Annotated in this window: 16 protein-coding genes; 5 read left to right on the top strand and 11 right to left on the bottom strand. The window is 57.3% G+C overall.

Annotated elements, in window-relative coordinates; all coding sequences use genetic code 11:
• Nucleotides 1-55 precede the first annotated feature (55 nt).
• Nucleotides 56-2134, top strand: coding sequence for a hydantoinase/oxoprolinase family protein (locus tag ABJD00_RS05450; protein ID WP_413835471.1), 2079 nt, complete (start codon nt 56-58; stop codon nt 2132-2134).
• Nucleotides 2131-3837, top strand: a complete 1707-nt coding sequence (locus ABJD00_RS05445) for a hydantoinase B/oxoprolinase family protein (RefSeq protein WP_413835474.1) — start codon at nt 2131-2133, stop codon at nt 3835-3837. Before ABJD00_RS05450 ends, ABJD00_RS05445 begins: the two co-directional genes overlap by 4 nt.
• On the opposite strand, the gene ABJD00_RS05440 is transcribed toward ABJD00_RS05445, so the two are convergent.
• The 11 genes from ABJD00_RS05440 to ABJD00_RS05390 all read right to left on the bottom strand — a co-directional run bounded on the left by ABJD00_RS05440 (nt 3822) and on the right by ABJD00_RS05390 (nt 12893).
• The gene (locus tag ABJD00_RS05440; RefSeq protein WP_413835476.1) at nt 3822-4766 is read right to left on the bottom strand and encodes a CobW family GTP-binding protein; all 945 of its coding nucleotides are present in this window, start codon (nt 4764-4766) and stop codon (nt 3822-3824) included. The genes ABJD00_RS05445 and ABJD00_RS05440 overlap by 16 nt on opposite strands.
• Entirely contained in the window at nt 4763-5041 is a 279-nt protein-coding gene (locus ABJD00_RS05435) for a hypothetical protein (protein ID WP_413835479.1), read from the bottom strand. Before ABJD00_RS05435 ends, ABJD00_RS05440 begins: the two co-directional genes overlap by 4 nt.
• The gene (locus ABJD00_RS05430) at nt 5041-5943 is read right to left on the bottom strand and encodes a polysaccharide deacetylase family protein (RefSeq protein WP_413835482.1); all 903 of its coding nucleotides are present in this window, start codon (nt 5941-5943) and stop codon (nt 5041-5043) included. The genes ABJD00_RS05435 and ABJD00_RS05430 overlap by 1 nt, the downstream gene beginning before the upstream one ends.
• A 9-nt stretch (nt 5944-5952) precedes the next feature.
• Entirely contained in the window at nt 5953-6891 is a 939-nt protein-coding gene (locus ABJD00_RS05425) for an N-carbamoyl-D-amino-acid hydrolase (protein WP_413835485.1), read from the bottom strand.
• A complete protein-coding gene (locus tag ABJD00_RS05420; protein WP_413835487.1) occupies nt 6888-7784 on the bottom strand; it encodes a polysaccharide deacetylase family protein in 897 nt (298 codons plus the stop codon). The genes ABJD00_RS05425 and ABJD00_RS05420 overlap by 4 nt, the downstream gene beginning before the upstream one ends.
• Nucleotides 7781-8200 (bottom strand): nuclear transport factor 2 family protein, encoded by a 420-nt coding sequence (locus tag ABJD00_RS05415; protein WP_413835490.1) that lies wholly within the window; start codon nt 8198-8200, stop codon nt 7781-7783. Before ABJD00_RS05415 ends, ABJD00_RS05420 begins: the two co-directional genes overlap by 4 nt.
• The gene (locus ABJD00_RS05410; RefSeq protein ID WP_413835492.1) at nt 8197-8832 is read right to left on the bottom strand and encodes an aspartate/glutamate racemase family protein; all 636 of its coding nucleotides are present in this window, start codon (nt 8830-8832) and stop codon (nt 8197-8199) included. The genes ABJD00_RS05415 and ABJD00_RS05410 overlap by 4 nt, the downstream gene beginning before the upstream one ends.
• Complete coding sequence (locus ABJD00_RS05405) at nt 8829-9668, bottom strand: ABC transporter permease (protein WP_413835494.1); 840 nt, start codon at nt 9666-9668, stop codon at nt 8829-8831. Before ABJD00_RS05405 ends, ABJD00_RS05410 begins: the two co-directional genes overlap by 4 nt.
• 1 nt (nt 9669) lies before the next feature.
• Entirely contained in the window at nt 9670-10533 is an 864-nt protein-coding gene (locus ABJD00_RS05400; protein ID WP_413835496.1) for an ABC transporter permease, read from the bottom strand.
• Nucleotides 10534-10597: 64 nt separating this feature from the next.
• The gene (locus tag ABJD00_RS05395) at nt 10598-11866 is read right to left on the bottom strand and encodes an ABC transporter substrate-binding protein (RefSeq protein WP_413835498.1); all 1269 of its coding nucleotides are present in this window, start codon (nt 11864-11866) and stop codon (nt 10598-10600) included.
• Between the two features lie 40 nt (nt 11867-11906).
• Nucleotides 11907-12893 (bottom strand): ABC transporter ATP-binding protein, encoded by a 987-nt coding sequence (locus ABJD00_RS05390; RefSeq protein WP_413835500.1) that lies wholly within the window; start codon nt 12891-12893, stop codon nt 11907-11909.
• A gap of 232 nt (nt 12894-13125) precedes the next feature.
• On the opposite strand from ABJD00_RS05390, the gene ABJD00_RS05385 reads away from it, so the two are divergent.
• The 3 genes from ABJD00_RS05385 to ABJD00_RS05375 all read left to right on the top strand — a co-directional run bounded on the left by ABJD00_RS05385 (nt 13126) and on the right by ABJD00_RS05375 (nt 16892).
• Nucleotides 13126-13830, top strand: a complete 705-nt coding sequence (locus tag ABJD00_RS05385; protein ID WP_413835502.1) for a GntR family transcriptional regulator — start codon at nt 13126-13128, stop codon at nt 13828-13830.
• Between the two features lie 163 nt (nt 13831-13993).
• Nucleotides 13994-15592, top strand: coding sequence for an FMN-binding glutamate synthase family protein (locus ABJD00_RS05380; RefSeq protein ID WP_413835504.1), 1599 nt, complete (start codon nt 13994-13996; stop codon nt 15590-15592).
• A 139-nt stretch (nt 15593-15731) separates the two neighbouring features.
• Nucleotides 15732-16892 (top strand): acyl-CoA dehydrogenase family protein, encoded by a 1161-nt coding sequence (locus ABJD00_RS05375; RefSeq protein ID WP_413835506.1) that lies wholly within the window; start codon nt 15732-15734, stop codon nt 16890-16892.
• The last annotated feature ends 16 nt before the right edge of the window (nt 16893-16908 follow it).

The raw sequence follows: 16908 nt of genomic DNA, 5'->3' as shown, positions 1-16908 counted from the left end.
GTGCCCCTTAAGGTGCTCTTCTTGACGCATAATATGGAACCAAAGGCGGCAAGCTATGAAGACCATTGGCGTCGATGTCGGGGGCACGTTCACCGATCTTATCTATCTGAATTCTGAAACCGGTGACTTGGGCATCCACAAAGTCGCGACCACCCCGGATGATCCATCGCTCGCCGTAATGGATGGGATCAAAACCTTGTGCGCGCTGAACAGCATCGCGCCTGGTGCCATTGATCAGGTCTTTCACGGAACAACGACCGCAACAAATGCCGTACTTGAGGGCAAAGGATCCCGAGCCGGCATGATCACCAATGAAGGCTTTCGAGATGTGTTGCACATAGGGCGGCACCAACGGGTCGAACACTACTCCATCATGCAGGAACTGCCCTGGCAAAATCGCCCGCTCATCGAGCGGCGATATCGCAAAACGGTTGGTGGTCGCCTGACCCCGCCCGCCGGAGAAGAGCTGGAGCCGTTGGATGAAGACGCAGTACGCGCGGCCGCCCGCGCCTTGCTGGCCGATGGGGTCGACGCCGTTGCTATCTGCTTTCTCTTTTCCTACCTGAACCCGGTGCATGAGGCACGCGCCAAGACCATCGTCGAGGAGGAAATGCCCGACGCATTCGTCACAACATCCGCGTCGATCTCTCCCCAGTTTCGCGAATTCGAACGCTTCACCACCGCCGCATTGGCTACCTTCGTCGGCCCCAAGGTTGGGACGTATATCGCCGATCTGGGCGCGGCGATCGCCGGATTGGGGGTCAAGGGCGATCTGCGGATCATGGCCTCAAACGGAGGAGTCGCAACAGCGCGCATGGTGTCTGAGAACCCGGCCCTAACTTTGATGTCCGGACTCGCCGCCGGAGTACTTGGCGGTGGCTGGGTCGGAGCGCAATGTGGTCGCGATCGGCTGATCACATTTGATATTGGCGGGACATCAGCGGATATTGGAATCGCCATGGACGGCACATTCGCGGAAACAGATGCGCGCTCCACCTCAATTGCCGGCTTTCCTTTGCTCACCCCGATGCTCGACATTCATACGATCGGCGCCGGGGGAGGATCCATTGCCCATGTAGACAAGGGCGGGGCGTTTCGCGTCGGCCCGCAAAGCGCTGGCGCAGTACCGGGCCCCGCCGCCTATGGAAAAGGCGGCACTCAGCCCACAGTCACAGATGCAAACCTTGTGCTGGGGCGGCTTGAACCCGGCGATTTTTTGGGGGGCGACATGGGCCTGGACGTTGGATCCGCCAATGATGTGATGGATGATCTGGCAAAGAAACTGGCTCTGGACACGCTTGAGGCCGCCGAAGGTGCTTTGACCATCCTTAACGCCAACATGGCCAACGCAATCCGGTCGCGCACCGTTCAAAAGGGCATTGACCCGCGCAGTTTTGCGCTGGTCGCGATGGGCGGTGCCGGTCCTCTGCACGGGGCCGAAGTGGCAGCCATGCTCGACATCCCAGAGGTGATAGTGCCGCCTTACCCCGGAATTACCTCGGCCATGGGGTTGCTGACTGCTGACCTCAAATACGACGCCATCCGCACCCAGTTTCAACTGTCATCGGCGATTGACCTCAAGCGGATCAATACAGACTTTGCCACCGTGGAGGCAAACCTTGCCGCGCGATTTGGTGACGACAAGGTCCCATTGGATCAGATCACCTTCACCCGCTCCGGAGATCTGCGATATGTCGGGCAAGGCTATGAACTGAAAGTACCCATTAGCGGCGGTGATCTGGACGATGCAGATCTAGCGGCCGTTTGGAACCAGTTCCACGATATTCATGCGGCTGAGTATGGTCATGCCTTCAAGGCCAGCCCGATTGAAGTGGTCAACCTGCGCGTTACCGCAGTCGCCGCTCAGAGCAGACTGGATCAGTTGCCCCCCGCTGTAGGTGGCTCTCTGCAAGAAGCATTGCTGCATACGCGTTCCAGTGTGTTCAGAAAGGCTGGCAGGCTGAAAAAATTTGACACAACCGTCTACCGGCGCGACCGCCTGCCTGTGGATGAGCCTTTTTCGGGGCCTGCGATCCTTTTGCAAAAAGACAGCACAACGCTGGTCCCGCCCGGAGCTACGGCCTGCGTACATCCCTCGGGCAGCATCGTCATTGCATTGGAAAAAAGCACATGAACCGGATCGATCCCGTAACAGCCGCCGTTATTCAAGGTGGCCTGGAAAACATCGCGATCGAAATGGGGCATAAGCTGATGCGCATGTCCTATTCCTCGATCATCCGTGAGTCCGAGGATTTTGGGGCGGCGCTGACCGATGCGCGTGGCTTGCAGATGTGTGAATGCAAGATGTCGACGCCGCTGCAATCAGGTCCGATCCCCGGTTATGTACGCAATGTGCTGGAAGTGTTGGAGGCGCGAGGCGACGGGATTCACCCCGGCGACGTGATCATGCACAACGACCCCTACGGTGGGGCGAGCCATGGCCCAGACGTCGCCTTTTGCGTGCCGGTCTTTAGCAGCGAAACTCTGATCGGATGGTCCGTCACAACGGCTCACCATCTGGATATTGGCGCACTCTCGCCGGGCAGTTGCGGCATTGTAGACGCCGTAGATACCTATGCTGAAGGGCTGCAGTTCAAGGCTATCAAGGTGTACGATAAGGGCATCAAGAACGAGGCTGTCTGGCATATCCTACGGGCCAACATCCGCGCGCAAGACTTGGTTGTCGGTGATATGGAGGCGCAGATAGAATCCGCGCGTATCGGTGCCGCACGCCTTCTCGAACTCGTCGATACCTACGGGCAAGAGGCGATGACGGCCGCCTTCCACGATCTCATGGACTACTCTGAGCGGCTGATGCGCGACGCAATCCGCGACCTGCCGGACGGAGACTATAGCGCAACGACATATCTGGATGGCTATCTGGATGACCCGGATCCGTCCCGCCGCGAGTTACCTTTGGTCGTGACTCTGAAAGTCCGCGGTGACGCGCTGACTGTGGATTTGTCCGGCACTGCCCCGCAACTGCCGGACAAGCCGATTAACATGCCGCTGGTTGGTACCGTCGATTGCTCGGTCTGGCTGACGATCCGCTCGATCCTGCTGGACACAGTATCTTACGGAAACATCCCACAGAACTCAGGACTGACGCGACCAATCGACATCGTCGCGCCCAAAGGCTGCCTTGCCAACCCGATCTTTCCTGCGCCCGTGATTGCACGGTTCTGCCCCGGCAACCAGCTTGCCGATACGGTCATGAAGGCCTTTGCCCAGATCGTTCCGCATCAAGTGTCCGCAGGGATCGGAAACCTGCGTGTCGTGGCTATTTCCGGTCTCAAGGACGGCAATCATTGGGTCCATATGGAGATCATGGAAGGCAGTTACGGCGGGCGCTTTGGCATGGACGGGATGGACGCAGTGGATACGCTTTATGCCAACACCCGTAACAACCCGATTGAAGATATCGAGTCCCATATTCCGTTGCGCGTCGAACGCTATGAGTTGCGCGAAGATGCAATGGCGGCTGGTCAATGGCGCGGCGGCCTTGGCGCGATCCGGGAATTCCGTTTTCTGGACGAGGCGGGGTTTTCGCTGGAGGGTGAAGGCCACAGCTTTGAACCATGGGGGTTTGATGGTGGAGCAGATGGTCATGTCGCCTCGTTGGCTCTTGTACATCCTGACGGAACAGAACGCGCGTTGCCGTCCAAAGTGCCTTATCTGAAGGTGCATGCAGGGGATCGTCTGGTGTCTTACGGACCTTGCGGAGGAGGATATGGAGACGCCGCGCTGCGCAGTGCAGAAGCCATCGCGGCCGATGTTTCAAATGGTCTGATCAGCGAAGAAAACGCGCGCGCGATGTTTGCTCAGGCCGAAAACTGAGCCAACGAAGCGCTCAACTGCTGTTGCGTGAACCCCCGTCCAATGACGGCAATTGAGTTGTCGGTTGCCACTTCCGTCCTGCTCTCCGGCAGAATCTCAGGCGATTGAACTGACTTGCGCACCGTCTGCACCAGCAGACGGCCAGCAGGGGTCCGCACCACGCCCTTGACCCGCACGATCTGATCACCGCGCGCAAAAAGAAGGGCCGACAACCAAACCGTGAATGCAGTCCAGTCCGCGGTGGCCCCAAGTTCGATTTGGCTCGCGTGAATTGGCGTATCCGGCCGTTCCGCAATGCTATATGGTTTGGTCGTCGTGACATCATAGTCCGGCAAACTGGCTCCGCTTCCAAACAGGGCGCCGGATTGTTGAGCGGCGGGCGCCAGACTGGCTAGCGTTGCGCGCAAGCGCGCGACTTGATCGGGCTGCGCCGCGTCCGTCTTGGTCAGGATTAACCGGTCTGCAGCCTCGATCTGCTTTCGGCTCAGCGGCTCTTGCTGCACTTGGTCACCGCCGTTCAGGGTGTCCACAATCACAACAATCTCGGCAACAACAATCTGGCGGGCGAGGATCGGATGTCCCTGGATCAGAGACAAGATGGCATCTGGGTCAGCCAAACCACTGGTTTCGAGCACGATATGCTCAAGCCGCGTCGTGGGATCACCCTCTCCACTGCGCCTGTTGCAGATATCGAGAAGTGCCGCGATCAGCCCACCTTGCCCAGCGCAACATGCGCATGCTCCTGCCAGCAAAGTCATCTGGTCTGCGCGCGCCAACAGGGCATCATCCACGGGCGCGTCTGCCGCCTCGTTCACGATCACATGCACACGCCCAAATGCTCTGGTGTGCAACTGATGGCGCAGCCACGTAGTTTTTCCGGATCCCAGAAAACCGCCAAGGATCGTAAGCCGAAGCCGCCCTTCGCTCATTCCAGATCAAGCGGATCAAACGGACGCCCGCGATACCCTTCGACCTCGGCCCACAGTGCTTCGAGGTCCGGAACAATGGTTTGGGCACCGCTGAGCGACATCACCTGAATACCGGGCACCATGCCGCCGTCGTGGGCTGTCACTCCGCTGCCTTTCAACACCTTTTGCAACACCTGCACCCGACGAAAACGCTCGCGCAACCGATCGTGGGGGGTCGCGGCCCCGGCCTCAGTCCAGTGTCCCAAAGCGGCCGGGTACCCGCAGGCCGAACACATCAGATCACCTCTGGCCGCGCGGAACCCTCAAACGGATAGCGGGCGCGGAAGTCATTGGCGATGGAGTCAAATGTCATCCACTCACATCCTGCATGGCCGTTGATGTATTCGATCAACCGTTCCAGCATCAACAGCACCTGAGGGCGACCGGACACATCCGGGTGGATGGTAATGGCAAAAACACCGTAATCCATCTCGCGATAGACCCAGTCGAACTGGTCTTTCCAAAGCTGTTCGATCACGCGCGGATCCACAAAACCGTGGCTGTTGGGCGCTTTCTTGATGAACATCATGGGGGGCAGGTCATCCACATACCAGTTGGCATCGATCTCAACCAAATCAATCTCGGGCCCGCGTTTGAGCGGATGCATCCACTCTCCAGCCGTCTTGGTGTAGTCGATGACGTTCCACTCATCGCCGGTGCGGGCGTAATGCACCTGAAAATCGCGATAGCTTTGGCTGTGATCGTAGGAAAAGCCGTGCTTGAGCAAAAGATCAGCGGTAGAGGCCGACATTTCCCACCAGGGCGCCACATAGCCGCGCGGCGCCTCTCCCGTCAGATCCTTGATCAACTCGATGGATTTGACTAGCACGTCTTCTTCCTGCGTTGGCGTCATCGCCACCGGGTTTTCGTGCATATAGCCATGCGCCCCGATTTCATGACCGGCTTTGACGATCATCTCCATTTCCTTGGGAAAACTCTCGATGGAGTGGCCGGGTGCGAAGAAGCTTGTCTTCATATCGAATTTGTCGAACAGACGCAGCAGACGGGGCACGCCAACTTCGGTCGCAAAGATTCCGCGTTGAATATCGTTGGGGCTGTCGCCCCCGCCGTAGGAACCGATCCAACCAGCGACAGAGTCGATGTCCGTCCCAATGGCACACATGATTTTTTTGGTCATACTATCCTCCTAATGGCCCGGCGCGATGGCACCAGTGCGTTCAACGATCAGTCCGTAATGTTCGGGGCGCCGATGCGCGGCGAAATCAAACACCGTTTCCTTGTAGCGTTTACCAAGGTCGAGATCGCAGGCCGCTGTAATCACCTCGTCCTCGACACTGACGGCTTGGGCCACGATTTCTCCGGAGGGGGCAATGATCACGCTTTGCCCGCCCATTTTTGATCCCTCTTCGTCGCCACACTTGGCCGTGCCGACCACCCAAGTGGCGTTCTGATAGGCCCCGGCCTGCATGGACAAGTGGTTGTGAAACAGGGTCAGGCTGTCCATCGCCTGTTCGCCAACGTGACCGAACGGGGTGTTGTAGCCCAGCATGACCATTTCGACATCCTGCAGGCCCATCACACGGTAAGTTTCCGGCCAGCGACGATCATTGCAGATCGCCATCCCCATGTTGCCACCGAACCCTTTGACCACCGGAAAGCCCAGATCGCCGGGTTCAAAGTACCGTTTTTCAAGGTGTTGAAAGTCGCGCCCGGGCTGCGGTTCGCTATGTCCGGGCAGATGCACCTTGCGATAGGTGCTGATGATCTCAGCGTTTTGGTTCACTAGGATCGACGTGTTGTATCGCCGTTTGACCCCGTTTTCGATCATGAGTTCCGCGTATCCCAGATAGAAACCGATCCCGAGCTTCTTTGCTTCATCAAAAAGAGGTTGGGTGTCAGGCCCGGGCATCTCTGCCTCGTAGTAGCTGTCCAGTTCGTTTTCGTCCTCGATCATCCAGCGGGGAAAGAAAGTGGTGAGCGCCAGTTCGGTAAAAACGACCAGTTCACATCCCCGCCCTTTGGCCTCACGCATCATCTCGAGCAGCCGTTTAACGGCATCTTCGCGGCTTTCAGATTTCGAAATCGGTCCCATTTGCGCCGCAGCGGTGATCAGTTTCCGGGTCATGAAGCGCTCCTTTCTGGTTGGCTGACTTGGGAGGCAAAACTGTTGGCGATCGCGCCGGCGGTCGTCATCCAAATCGCCTCGCGCGCTGCAGAAATGTGAGTCAGCGCCCGGCGGAGGTGACGTAGGCGCGCAGGCTGACCGACGATGTAAGGGTGCAGCGCGATCCCCATTACCAGAGATTGTCCGGCGGCCTGTTCCATCATCTCGTCAAAGGTATCAATGATCAGATCGGCAAAACCTTCGGCTGTCTCTTTGCGCGAGATCACAGCTGGAATGTCATTGACTTCCTGAGGGTAAGGCACGGCCAATAGCGGCCCTGACCGTGTGCGCATCCAGATCGGCTGATCATCCATGCACCAGTTGAGGGTGTAACTGTATCCTGCCTCTTTGAGCAGGTCAGGAGTGGTTGTGGACTCAGCGATCCATGGACTGAGCCAGCCGTCGGGCGGGCGGCCTTCGGCTTGTGATATCGCGGCGGTCACCTGCGCAATAAGTGCGGTTTCCTCGGCTTCAGCTAACGTGCTTTGGCGTTTGGAGTTTGTGACACCATGGCCTGCGATCTCGTCGTGCCGGTCCCGGTGGGCGGCAACAAGTGAAGGCGCTAAGTCATACATCGCTGAATTCAGCAAAACGGTCGCCGGTAGATCGAGAGCGTCGAGCATTTCGATCATCCGCCACGCTCCGACGCGGTTCCCGTAGTCGCGCCACGCGTAATTCAGCACATCCGGTTGCGGTCCGCCCGGAGCAAGTTGTGCACCCAACCCCTCACCAAACGCAAAGTGTTCGAGATTTATGGCCACATACACCGCCAATCCGTTGCCTTCGGGCCAGGTAAAAGCCCGCCGCTGTGTGATCGGCGCATAATCGTAGCGGTCATGTTGCGAGAGGCTCACAACGGAGCCTCGGACAGCCCTGCCCGGTCCAGCAACCATTCAGCGCTGTCGTTCCAGACCTGAGTTTCAACGATCATCCCCTCGCGCACAACGAAGGTATCGATATAACGATTGCCGTCGAATGCAGTGCCATCAGGCCATGCGCCATATAGGTGACCGGTATTGAATACGTGTATGTCTCCGCTCGCGGCATCGACAGCAGCGTGCATCTGACCCAGACTCTTTTTCACCCACCTGTAGCGTTTGGCGTTAAATGCTGCGGTATCTGCCGGAGCGGTAAAGTCACGCCCACCCGTGAAGATGATCTTGACGCCGTCCGCGACATAGGCCGCCGCTCCTTCAGGGTCAGGCACCATAGAGCGTTCTAGGTAGGCCGCGACGACAGCGCAGGCTTTGGTCACGGCATCTGCACTCATAGCAACGCGCCGATCTGTACGGCGGCCTGCACCCCATCAATCAGGCGCACCTTGATGTCAGGACCAGCATGGGCCGGAATTTGCGTCATACCGGCACACCCCAGCACGACCGTTTGGATGTCATCCTCGGCTTGCGCCTCGTCAATTTCTGCCAGCACTTTGAGCGCCGATTCCTCCGGGGCCTGCTCGAGCGCCAAAACCGGCACACCCGATGCGCGTACGCGCACCAGCTGTCCGGACAGCCCATAGGAATCGATGTTTTGCGCTAGGATGGGGACGGACACGGGCAAGGTGGTCACAACCGAAAAACGCCTGCCAGCAAGTGCAGCCAGATGATAGGCCGCCTGCCCGATCCCGATGACAGGACACGGCGCCAGTTCACGGGCTTCGGCCAAACCAGTGTCATCAGAACAGCCGATGATTATGACTCGTGCGCCGGAACGCGACGCCTTTTCCACCAAAGCTAAAAGGGGCGGCACGCACGCCTCCCCGTCCTCCGGGCCTTCTATGGCGGGTGGGCCGTCATGAGAAGTCCAGGCCTCAATCTGTAACTCTGGCGCGGCCCGTTTGGCCGTGGCCAGCATCGCTTCTGTCATCGCGACAGTGCTGTTGGGGTTGATTATGATAATCATACCATACCTTTGCCCGCGTCATTCCCGCGAGCAGGGCGGCGTCGGTTTGACCAGACGGCGATCCCCAGAAAGAACCCGATAATGATCAGCGAAAACACCGTGGTCAGTGTGCCAAGCGCATAAAGCACGGGCGAGGTGACGTTTGTCGTCATGCCGTAGATTTCAAGCGGCAGCGTGTTCTTGCTGCCCGACGTCAAAAGCGTGCGCGCGAACTCGTCATAGCTGAGCGTAAAGCCAAACAGAGCCACCCCGATCAGCGAGGGGGCGATGATGGGCAGCACCACATGGCGGATCGTTTGCCATGCAGTCGCGCCCTGATCGCGCGCCGCTTCTTCATAGCTTTTGTCAAAGCGGTTGAAGACAGCAAACATGATCAGCAGACCAAAGGGCAGAGTCCATGTCAGTTGCGCCCCGAAACCGGATGTCGCCCAGTGCACGTTGATCCCGGCCTGGGAAAACAGCAAACCCACGCCAAGTGAGATCAGGATCGACGGGATCACCAGCGCGGTCACGATCAGGTAAAACAGGACCGTCGAACCGGGGAACTTCTTGCGAAAGGCCAACCCGCCCATCACCGAAACGACAATTGTCGTTATCATGACCATAAAGCCAAGCGTGATCGAGCGACGGAAACTGCCCCAGATGTCGCCCACGGCCTGCTGTTCAAACAGATCGTAAAACCAGTACATCGACACACCCCGCATCGGAAACGTCAGGCCACCACCCGGCCCCTGAAAGGACAGAATACCAATGGTCAGCGTCGGTCCGTAAAGGAACAGTATGAACAGCACGAAGAAGGCTGTGAGGGCGTAAAAGGAACGGGGGCGCGGTTCCATTTCACAACTCCTTTCGGATGTCGACAAAACGCAGGAGGATGCCGATGGTGATGAGGACCGTAACCAGAAGCACGATCGCCGTTGCTGAGGCTGAAGGGTATTGCAACAGCGAGATATCGTTGGAAATCAGGCGCCCGACATTGGCCGACTGGCTGCCAGACATGATGCGCACTGTAAAGAAATCGCCCATCACAAGGGTCACTACAAAAATTGTGCCAATCATAATGCCGGGCTTGGTCAGCGGCAGGACAACGTTCCACAGAATTTGTGCGCCACTTGCGCCAGCGTCCCGGGCGGCCTCAATCAGAGACTTGTCGATCCGCATCATGGTGTTGAAAATCGGCACCACCATGAACAGCGTGTAGATGTGCACAAAGGCCAGCACGACGGAAAAATCAGAGAACAAAAGCCACTCCAGTGGCTCATCAATGACCCCCCAGGAGATCAGTGTTGAATTGGCAATCCCGTTACGTCCCAGAAACGGAATCCAACTGATCATGCGGATGATATTAGAGGTCCAGAACGGGATTGTGCAGAGCAGGAACAGGGCAATCTGCCATGTCAGGCTGCGAATATGAAAAGCGAGGTAGTAGGCGACTGTGAACCCAATGAGGAACGTGAAAATCCACGTGATGATCGCGTATTTAAACGTGTTGATGAAGACCGTGTAGGTGACCGGTGAGCTGAACAGAAACTCGTAATTGTCGAACTCAAATGCCGGGATGATCGAAAATTCAGTTGCGCGCCAGAAGCTGACGACGACGATCATGACGATCGGCAACACAAGAAACAAAAACAGGACTGCAGCAAGAGGGGATACCATCATCCATCCAGTTACTGCTTTGTTTTTTATTATTTTTTGCATGTTGTGTGGATCGCCGCGCCAGAAAGGGTTGGGGCGCGCAGCACTGCGCGCCCCCAAAGTTTGATCAAGCGGCGATAAATTCGTTCCACTTGCGTACCATGTACTGGTTTTCGTCCATCACGGAGTTCCAGCAAGCAACAGCACCCATCCGATCAAGGAAGGATCCACCGTCGCGGATCACGCCGGCGCCTTCCAGTTTCTGACCACTTGGGCTTACGATGTCGCCAACGGACTCTTTGCCTTCGTACCAGAAGCCCCATTCGTCATCAGACATGAACAGCTTGGACGTCTCAGGCACAGCCGAGTAGTAACCCTGTCGCATCAGGAAGCCACCGACCCAGCCAGAGAGGTACCAGTTGATGTACTCATAGGCTGCGTCCAGTTTGGCCCCTTCAAGGCTGGCTGCAAGACCCATACCGCCACCCCAGGAACGATAACCTTCCTCCAAGGGTTGATAAACACATGGGATGCCCTGACCGCGCACGGCAGTGATCGCCGGCGACCACATCGACTGGATTACCACTTCGCCCGACGCCATGAGGTTGATGCTTTCGTCGAACGACTTCCAGAAGGCGCGGAACTGGCCGTTCTGCTTGGCCTCGGTAAAAATCGCCATGGTCTTGTCGATCTCTTCCTTGGTCATGTTGCCCTTGTCGGCATAGGTGATCTCACCCATCGACTCGCAAACCATCGCCATATCCATGATCCCGATGGACGAGATGTCGAGGATCGACGCTTTGCCCTTAAATTCTGGGTTCAAGAGTTCAGACCAGTTGCTGATCGGGCGACCGATCAGGTCGGGGCGGATGCCCAGCGTGTCAGCGTTATAAATGGTCGGGATCAGGGTCATGTACCCGGATTCTTCTTGCACAAATTCGGTGCCGTTGACGCCAGTGGTGAAGCCGACCGTGTGAGGTGCAGTACCTTGAGCAATCTCAGAGGTAGGGGTCAGTTTACCGGATCGGAAAGTACCAGCGATCTTGTCGTAGTTGGCGATTTTGGATGTATCCATCGCCTGCAGGTTGCCCGTTGGCCAGACCTTTTTACAAATCCAGTATTCGATGTCGGCAATGTCAAAGCTGTCTGGCTGGGTAGCCACACGCTGCGTAACGCTATCGGAATCAAGCGCTGTCATTTCCATCGTGATGCCAAGGTCTTCCTTTGCTTTGGCAGCGATTTCGTTGAAGGCAGACACGCCTGTACCCGCTTGACGCAGCACGATGTTGGACTGCGCCCAAACCATCGGGGCAGCCAGTGTTCCGGCAGCGGCAGCCACACCGGTCTTCAGCATGGTGCGGCGACTTAATCCGTTTCGTTTGGTGTATTTGGTCATCTTTCTCTCTCCTTGTCGGTCGTAGGTTGGGTGCCGCGTTTTAGGCGGTCAGTTGGTGTTGGTTTGCTTGGTCCCAGGTCAGACCGATCTGGTCGCCCGGGGTGTGGGGTTTGGCGAAAAAGGCGGCGTCCGGTATCAGTGCGGTCACCTCCTGATCGCCAGTGATACGGGTCAGTACGGACACGTGTGTTCCCTGGTACTCGACCGCCAATACGTTTGCCTGAATGCGCCCTTCCTCCACCGCAGTGGTGGTGACCGCATCTGTTCGAACGGCCACGGGGCCTTCCGGCAAGGCGATCACGTTATGTCCGCCCATGAACTGGGCCACGAACTTGGTTTTGGGGGCGTTGAACACTTCACGCGCAGGGCCGGCCTGTTCGATGACAGCGTTGTTCATCACGACCACTTCGTCAGCCAGCGCCAACGCTTCGTCCTGCCCGTGGGTCACGTGAAGGAAACTAATGCCCAATTCGCTCTGCAACTTGCGCAATTCGGCGCGCATACGAATGCGAAGGAACGGGTCAAGGGCAGAAAGCGGTTCATCCAGCAGCAAGACCTGCGGCCGTGTGATCAATGCGCGGGCCAAGGCGACCCGTTGTTGCTGCCCACCGGACAGCTGTGCAGGCAAACGATCCGACAAAGAGGTCAGATCAACCAGCTCCAACATTTCACCCGCCTTCTTGTGCCGTTCGGCCTTGTCGACACCTTTCATCTTGAGGCTGAACGCCACGTTATCGAGCACGCTAAGATGCGGAAAAAGCGCATAATTCTGGAACATCATCGCCGTGCCACGCTTGGCTGGCGGCAGGGCGGAGATATCGCGCCCCTTCAGCAGGATCGATCCTTCGCTGACCACCTCATGCCCCGCAATCATGCGCAGCGTCGAAGATTTACCGCATCCCGATGGACCCAACAGGCAGGTGTAGCTCGATGGAGCAAAGATGTGACTAATACCGTCCACAGCCACAGTAGGGCCATAGCGTTTGGTCAGAGACACCAGTTCCAGATCTGAATTGTTCGCGCTCATGTGCACTCCTCGATGACTATCGATCGTGCCGAGGGCATGAGTCGCAAAGAATAACGGGTCAGAAATCGAACTGAGAAGCCGAAATGCCTCGCAATTAGACACTCCTACCTATCCTTGCATAAATTTTGAGCACAATATTGTATACAAAACGTGATGCGCTTTGCATTTAATCAGAGCGACTCTTGTTGCGACTTCGGATTCTTGTCATGAGAAGAAACGAGAGGCGGTTGCGATGTATGGGCCACGGACAATTGAACGTACACACAACTCCAAACCACCCAATGGTGAGTTGGTAAGCGCCGACCTATCTCGTGCAATCCATGAACATCGCCTCGCACCGGGCACCAAGCTAGGCGAGGATGAGCTCGCCGACATATACGGCGTCTCACGCACAATCATTCGCACAGCCCTGCAACGGCTTGCCCACGGCCAGTTGGTCGAGATCCACCGCAACAGAGGGGCATTTGTGGCCAAGCCAACCCCCAAAGAGGCGTTGGAAATATTTGAAGCGCGTGAATTGCTTGAACCCCGCACCGCTCATTCTGCAGCTCTCAGGGCCACAGCAGAGGATATCACCGCGCTGAATGCCCACATCACCAAAGAGCACGAGGCAGTCGCCAGCAATGACCGGGGCCTTGCCCTGTATCTGTCCGGGCAGTTGCACGTGCAGATTGCCAAGATTGCAGGCCAATCCACGATCGCCGACTTCGTTGAGACCCTAATATCTCGCTCATCGCTTATCGTTGCGCTCTATTGGAAGCGCGAAAGCGCTCTATGCGAAAGCCACGCACATCACTCGCTGGTTTCAGCGATCGAAGCGAATGACGCCACTCTGGCCGAAGAGTTGATGGTCAGCCACCTAGTTGATTTACACTCAGCACTGGATTTGCGGGACGTACCCGAAGTCGCAACTTCGCTCAAAGACATCCTGGGCTGAAGGCGTGTCTACGCTCATGGGCGTGGTTTTCTTGTTTTCCGATAGGCGGTGCATCCTTCAGTCAAGTCCAGTCTAAAAGAACGCGGAAACCGCGCTTGACGAAAAGGCCAGCAACGCTGACACCTTGTGCAAAGCACATCACCGTCACCCAAAGGATGCCGCCATGACCCGCTACAGCCTGCTTTATGCATCCGTTGCCCTGACACTGCTAAGCTTGATTGCCCTGTTCTGGTCCGGATGGATGATCCTGTTCGTGGCACTGTTTGCTGCGCTAACAGCCCTTGGCATTTACGATTTGACGCAACCCAGCCATTCGATCCTGCGCAACTATCCAATCATGGGTCATCTGCGCTTCCTCTTCGAAGGCATCCGCCCCGAAATCCGCCAATACCTAATGGAAAGCGATCAGGACGAAGAGCCGTTTTCGCGCGACCAACGTTCTCTGATCTATCAGCGCGCCAAAGGGGTCGAAGACAAACGTCCCTTCGGCACCCAGCAGCGTGTGTACGATTCCGGCTACGAATGGATCACCCACTCTATTGTCCCCAAGCACCTGACGGATCATGATTTCCGGGTGCGGGTTGGTGGCCCGGACTGCAAAGCGCCCTATGAGGCGTCGATCTACAACATCTCAGCCATGAGTTTTGGCTCCATATCGGCCAACGCAATCCTTGCGCTCAACACCGGGGCACAAAAAGGCGGTTTCGCCCATGATACGGGTGAAGGAGGCATCAGCCGCTATCATCGCGAAGGCGGAGGCGATCTGATCTGGCAATTGGGATCAGGGTATTTCGGTTGTCGCACCCATGAGGGCGCGTTTGACGTTGATAAGTTCACCCAACAAGCAAGCAACCCGCAGGTCAAAATGATCGAGGTCAAACTGAGCCAAGGTGCCAAACCTGGCCATGGTGGCGTGCTGCCTGCCTCAAAGATCACGCCCGAGATTGCAGAGGCCCGCGATATTCCCATGGGTCAGGATTGCGTATCGCCCGCTGCACATCCGGAGTTTTCAACCCCTATCGAGATGATGCAGTTCCTCGGAAGGTTACGCGAAAATTCCCACGGTAAGCCTGTGGGATTCAAACTGTGCATCGGGCACCGCCGCGAATTCATGTGCATCGTAAAGGCAATGCTAGAGACCAAGATCGTCCCTGACTTCATCGTGATTGACGGCAAGGAAGGCGGCACAGGCGCGGCGCCGTTGGAATTTGCCAACCACGTCGGTATGCCGCTGGTCGAGGGGCTGACCTTTGCCCACAACACATTGCGCGGAGCAGGTCTGCGCGATCAGATCAAGATTGGGGCGTCGGGCAAGATCGTATCTTCGTTCGATATCTCGAAAATGCTCGCCCTTGGGGCGGATTGGGCGAATTCGGCGCGCGGTTACATGTTTGCGATCGGCTGCATTCAGGCACAGGCTTGTCACACCAATCACTGCCCCGTCGGGGTCGCAACACAGGACCCAATGCGCCAACGCGCACTGGTCGTGCCCGACAAAGCCGAGCGGGTCTACAGGTTCCACACAAACACCCTCAAGGCTCTTGCAGAAATGACGGGTGCAGCCGGTCTGTCCCATCCCAACGATTTACGTCCGCACCACCTGCTCATGCGCGAAGGGGATCGCAACATGGTCACCGGACAAGAAGTCTACCCCTATCTCGCCGAAGGGTTTTTGCTACGGGATGAAGAAGACGAGTACGGCTATTTGATGCGGTGGAACCGAGCGCGGCCTGACAGTTTTGACCCCATCGACGTAGAGTAGCACTGGCCTGCCAGCCCTATGACGTCCCGCTTGGCGGAAAAACATTCGCAACTGACTTGTGCGGTGTCGGATTTGCCATGGCGCGCGCGTCAAAGCTGGGCTTAGGTGCACATCGAACATACGCGAACAGGAGCCCGCGATGCACTTTGGCCTCAGTGACGAACAAGAGATGATCGTCTCGACCGTGCGCAGTTTTGTTGAGCACGAAATCTACCCGCATGAGGCAGAAGTCGAGCGGACAGGCGAAGTGCCGCATGGGCTAGGCGAGGCGATCAAACAAAAGGTCATTGATCTGGGATTCTACGCCTGCAACTTCCCCGAAGAGGTTGGGGGCGCTGGCCTGAGCCATCTGGATTTCACCCTTGTGGAACGCGAGTTGGGCCGTGGCTCTATGGCGCTCACTCACTTCTTTGGCCGACCGCAAAATATCCTGATGGCCTGCGAGGGCGAACAACGCGAGCGCTATTTGCTGCCAGCAGTGCGCGGCGAACGAATGGACGCGCTGGCCATGACCGAACCGGGCGCAGGCTCGGATGTGCGCAGCATGAAATGCAGCGCGGTGCGGGATGGTGGCGATTGGGTCATCAACGGGTCCAAGCACTTTATCTCGGGTGCGGACCATGCTGATTTCTTCATCGTGTTCATCGCCACGGGCGAGGATGACACGCCCAAAGGTCCCAAGAAACGGATTACGACATTCCTTGTGGACCGTGGCACGCCGGGGTTCGAAGTCCGCGACGGCTACAACTCTGTGAGCCATCGGGGGTACAAGAACTGTATTCTGGACTTTGACGATTGTCGCTTGCCTGATGCTCAAGTTCTGGGCGAAGTCGATGGCGGGTTTGCAGTGATGAACGAATGGCTCTACGCCACGCGGATCACGGTCGCCGCCTTTTCCGTAGGCCGTGCGCGCAGATGCTTTGACTATGCTCTGAACTACGCCGCCGAGCGCAAACAGTTTGGCCAGCAAATCGGCAAGTTTCAGGGTGTCGGGTTTCAGATTGCCGACATGATCACCGAAATCGACGCGGCCGACTGGCTGACGCTGGCAGCAGCATGGCGACTGGATCAGGGCTTGCCTGCAAACCGCGAGATTGCGAGCGCGAAAGTCTACGCCTCCGAAACACTCGCGCGGGTCACGGATGCGACCTTGCAGATTTACGGCGGAATGGGCTTGATGGATGACTTCCCGATCGAGCGGTTCTGGCGAGATGCGCGCGTCGAACGGATCTGGGACGGCACAAGCGAGATCCAGCGTCACATCATCGCGCGCGATCTGTTGCGCCCCCTCGGGGCCTGAGATGAATTCCGTCTGG

This window comes from Tateyamaria sp. (assembly GCF_039945315.1).
GTDB lineage: Bacteria > Pseudomonadota > Alphaproteobacteria > Rhodobacterales > Rhodobacteraceae > Tateyamaria.
Note: the sequence above shows the minus strand (reverse complement) of the source record. Positions and strands in the feature narration are given on the sequence as shown.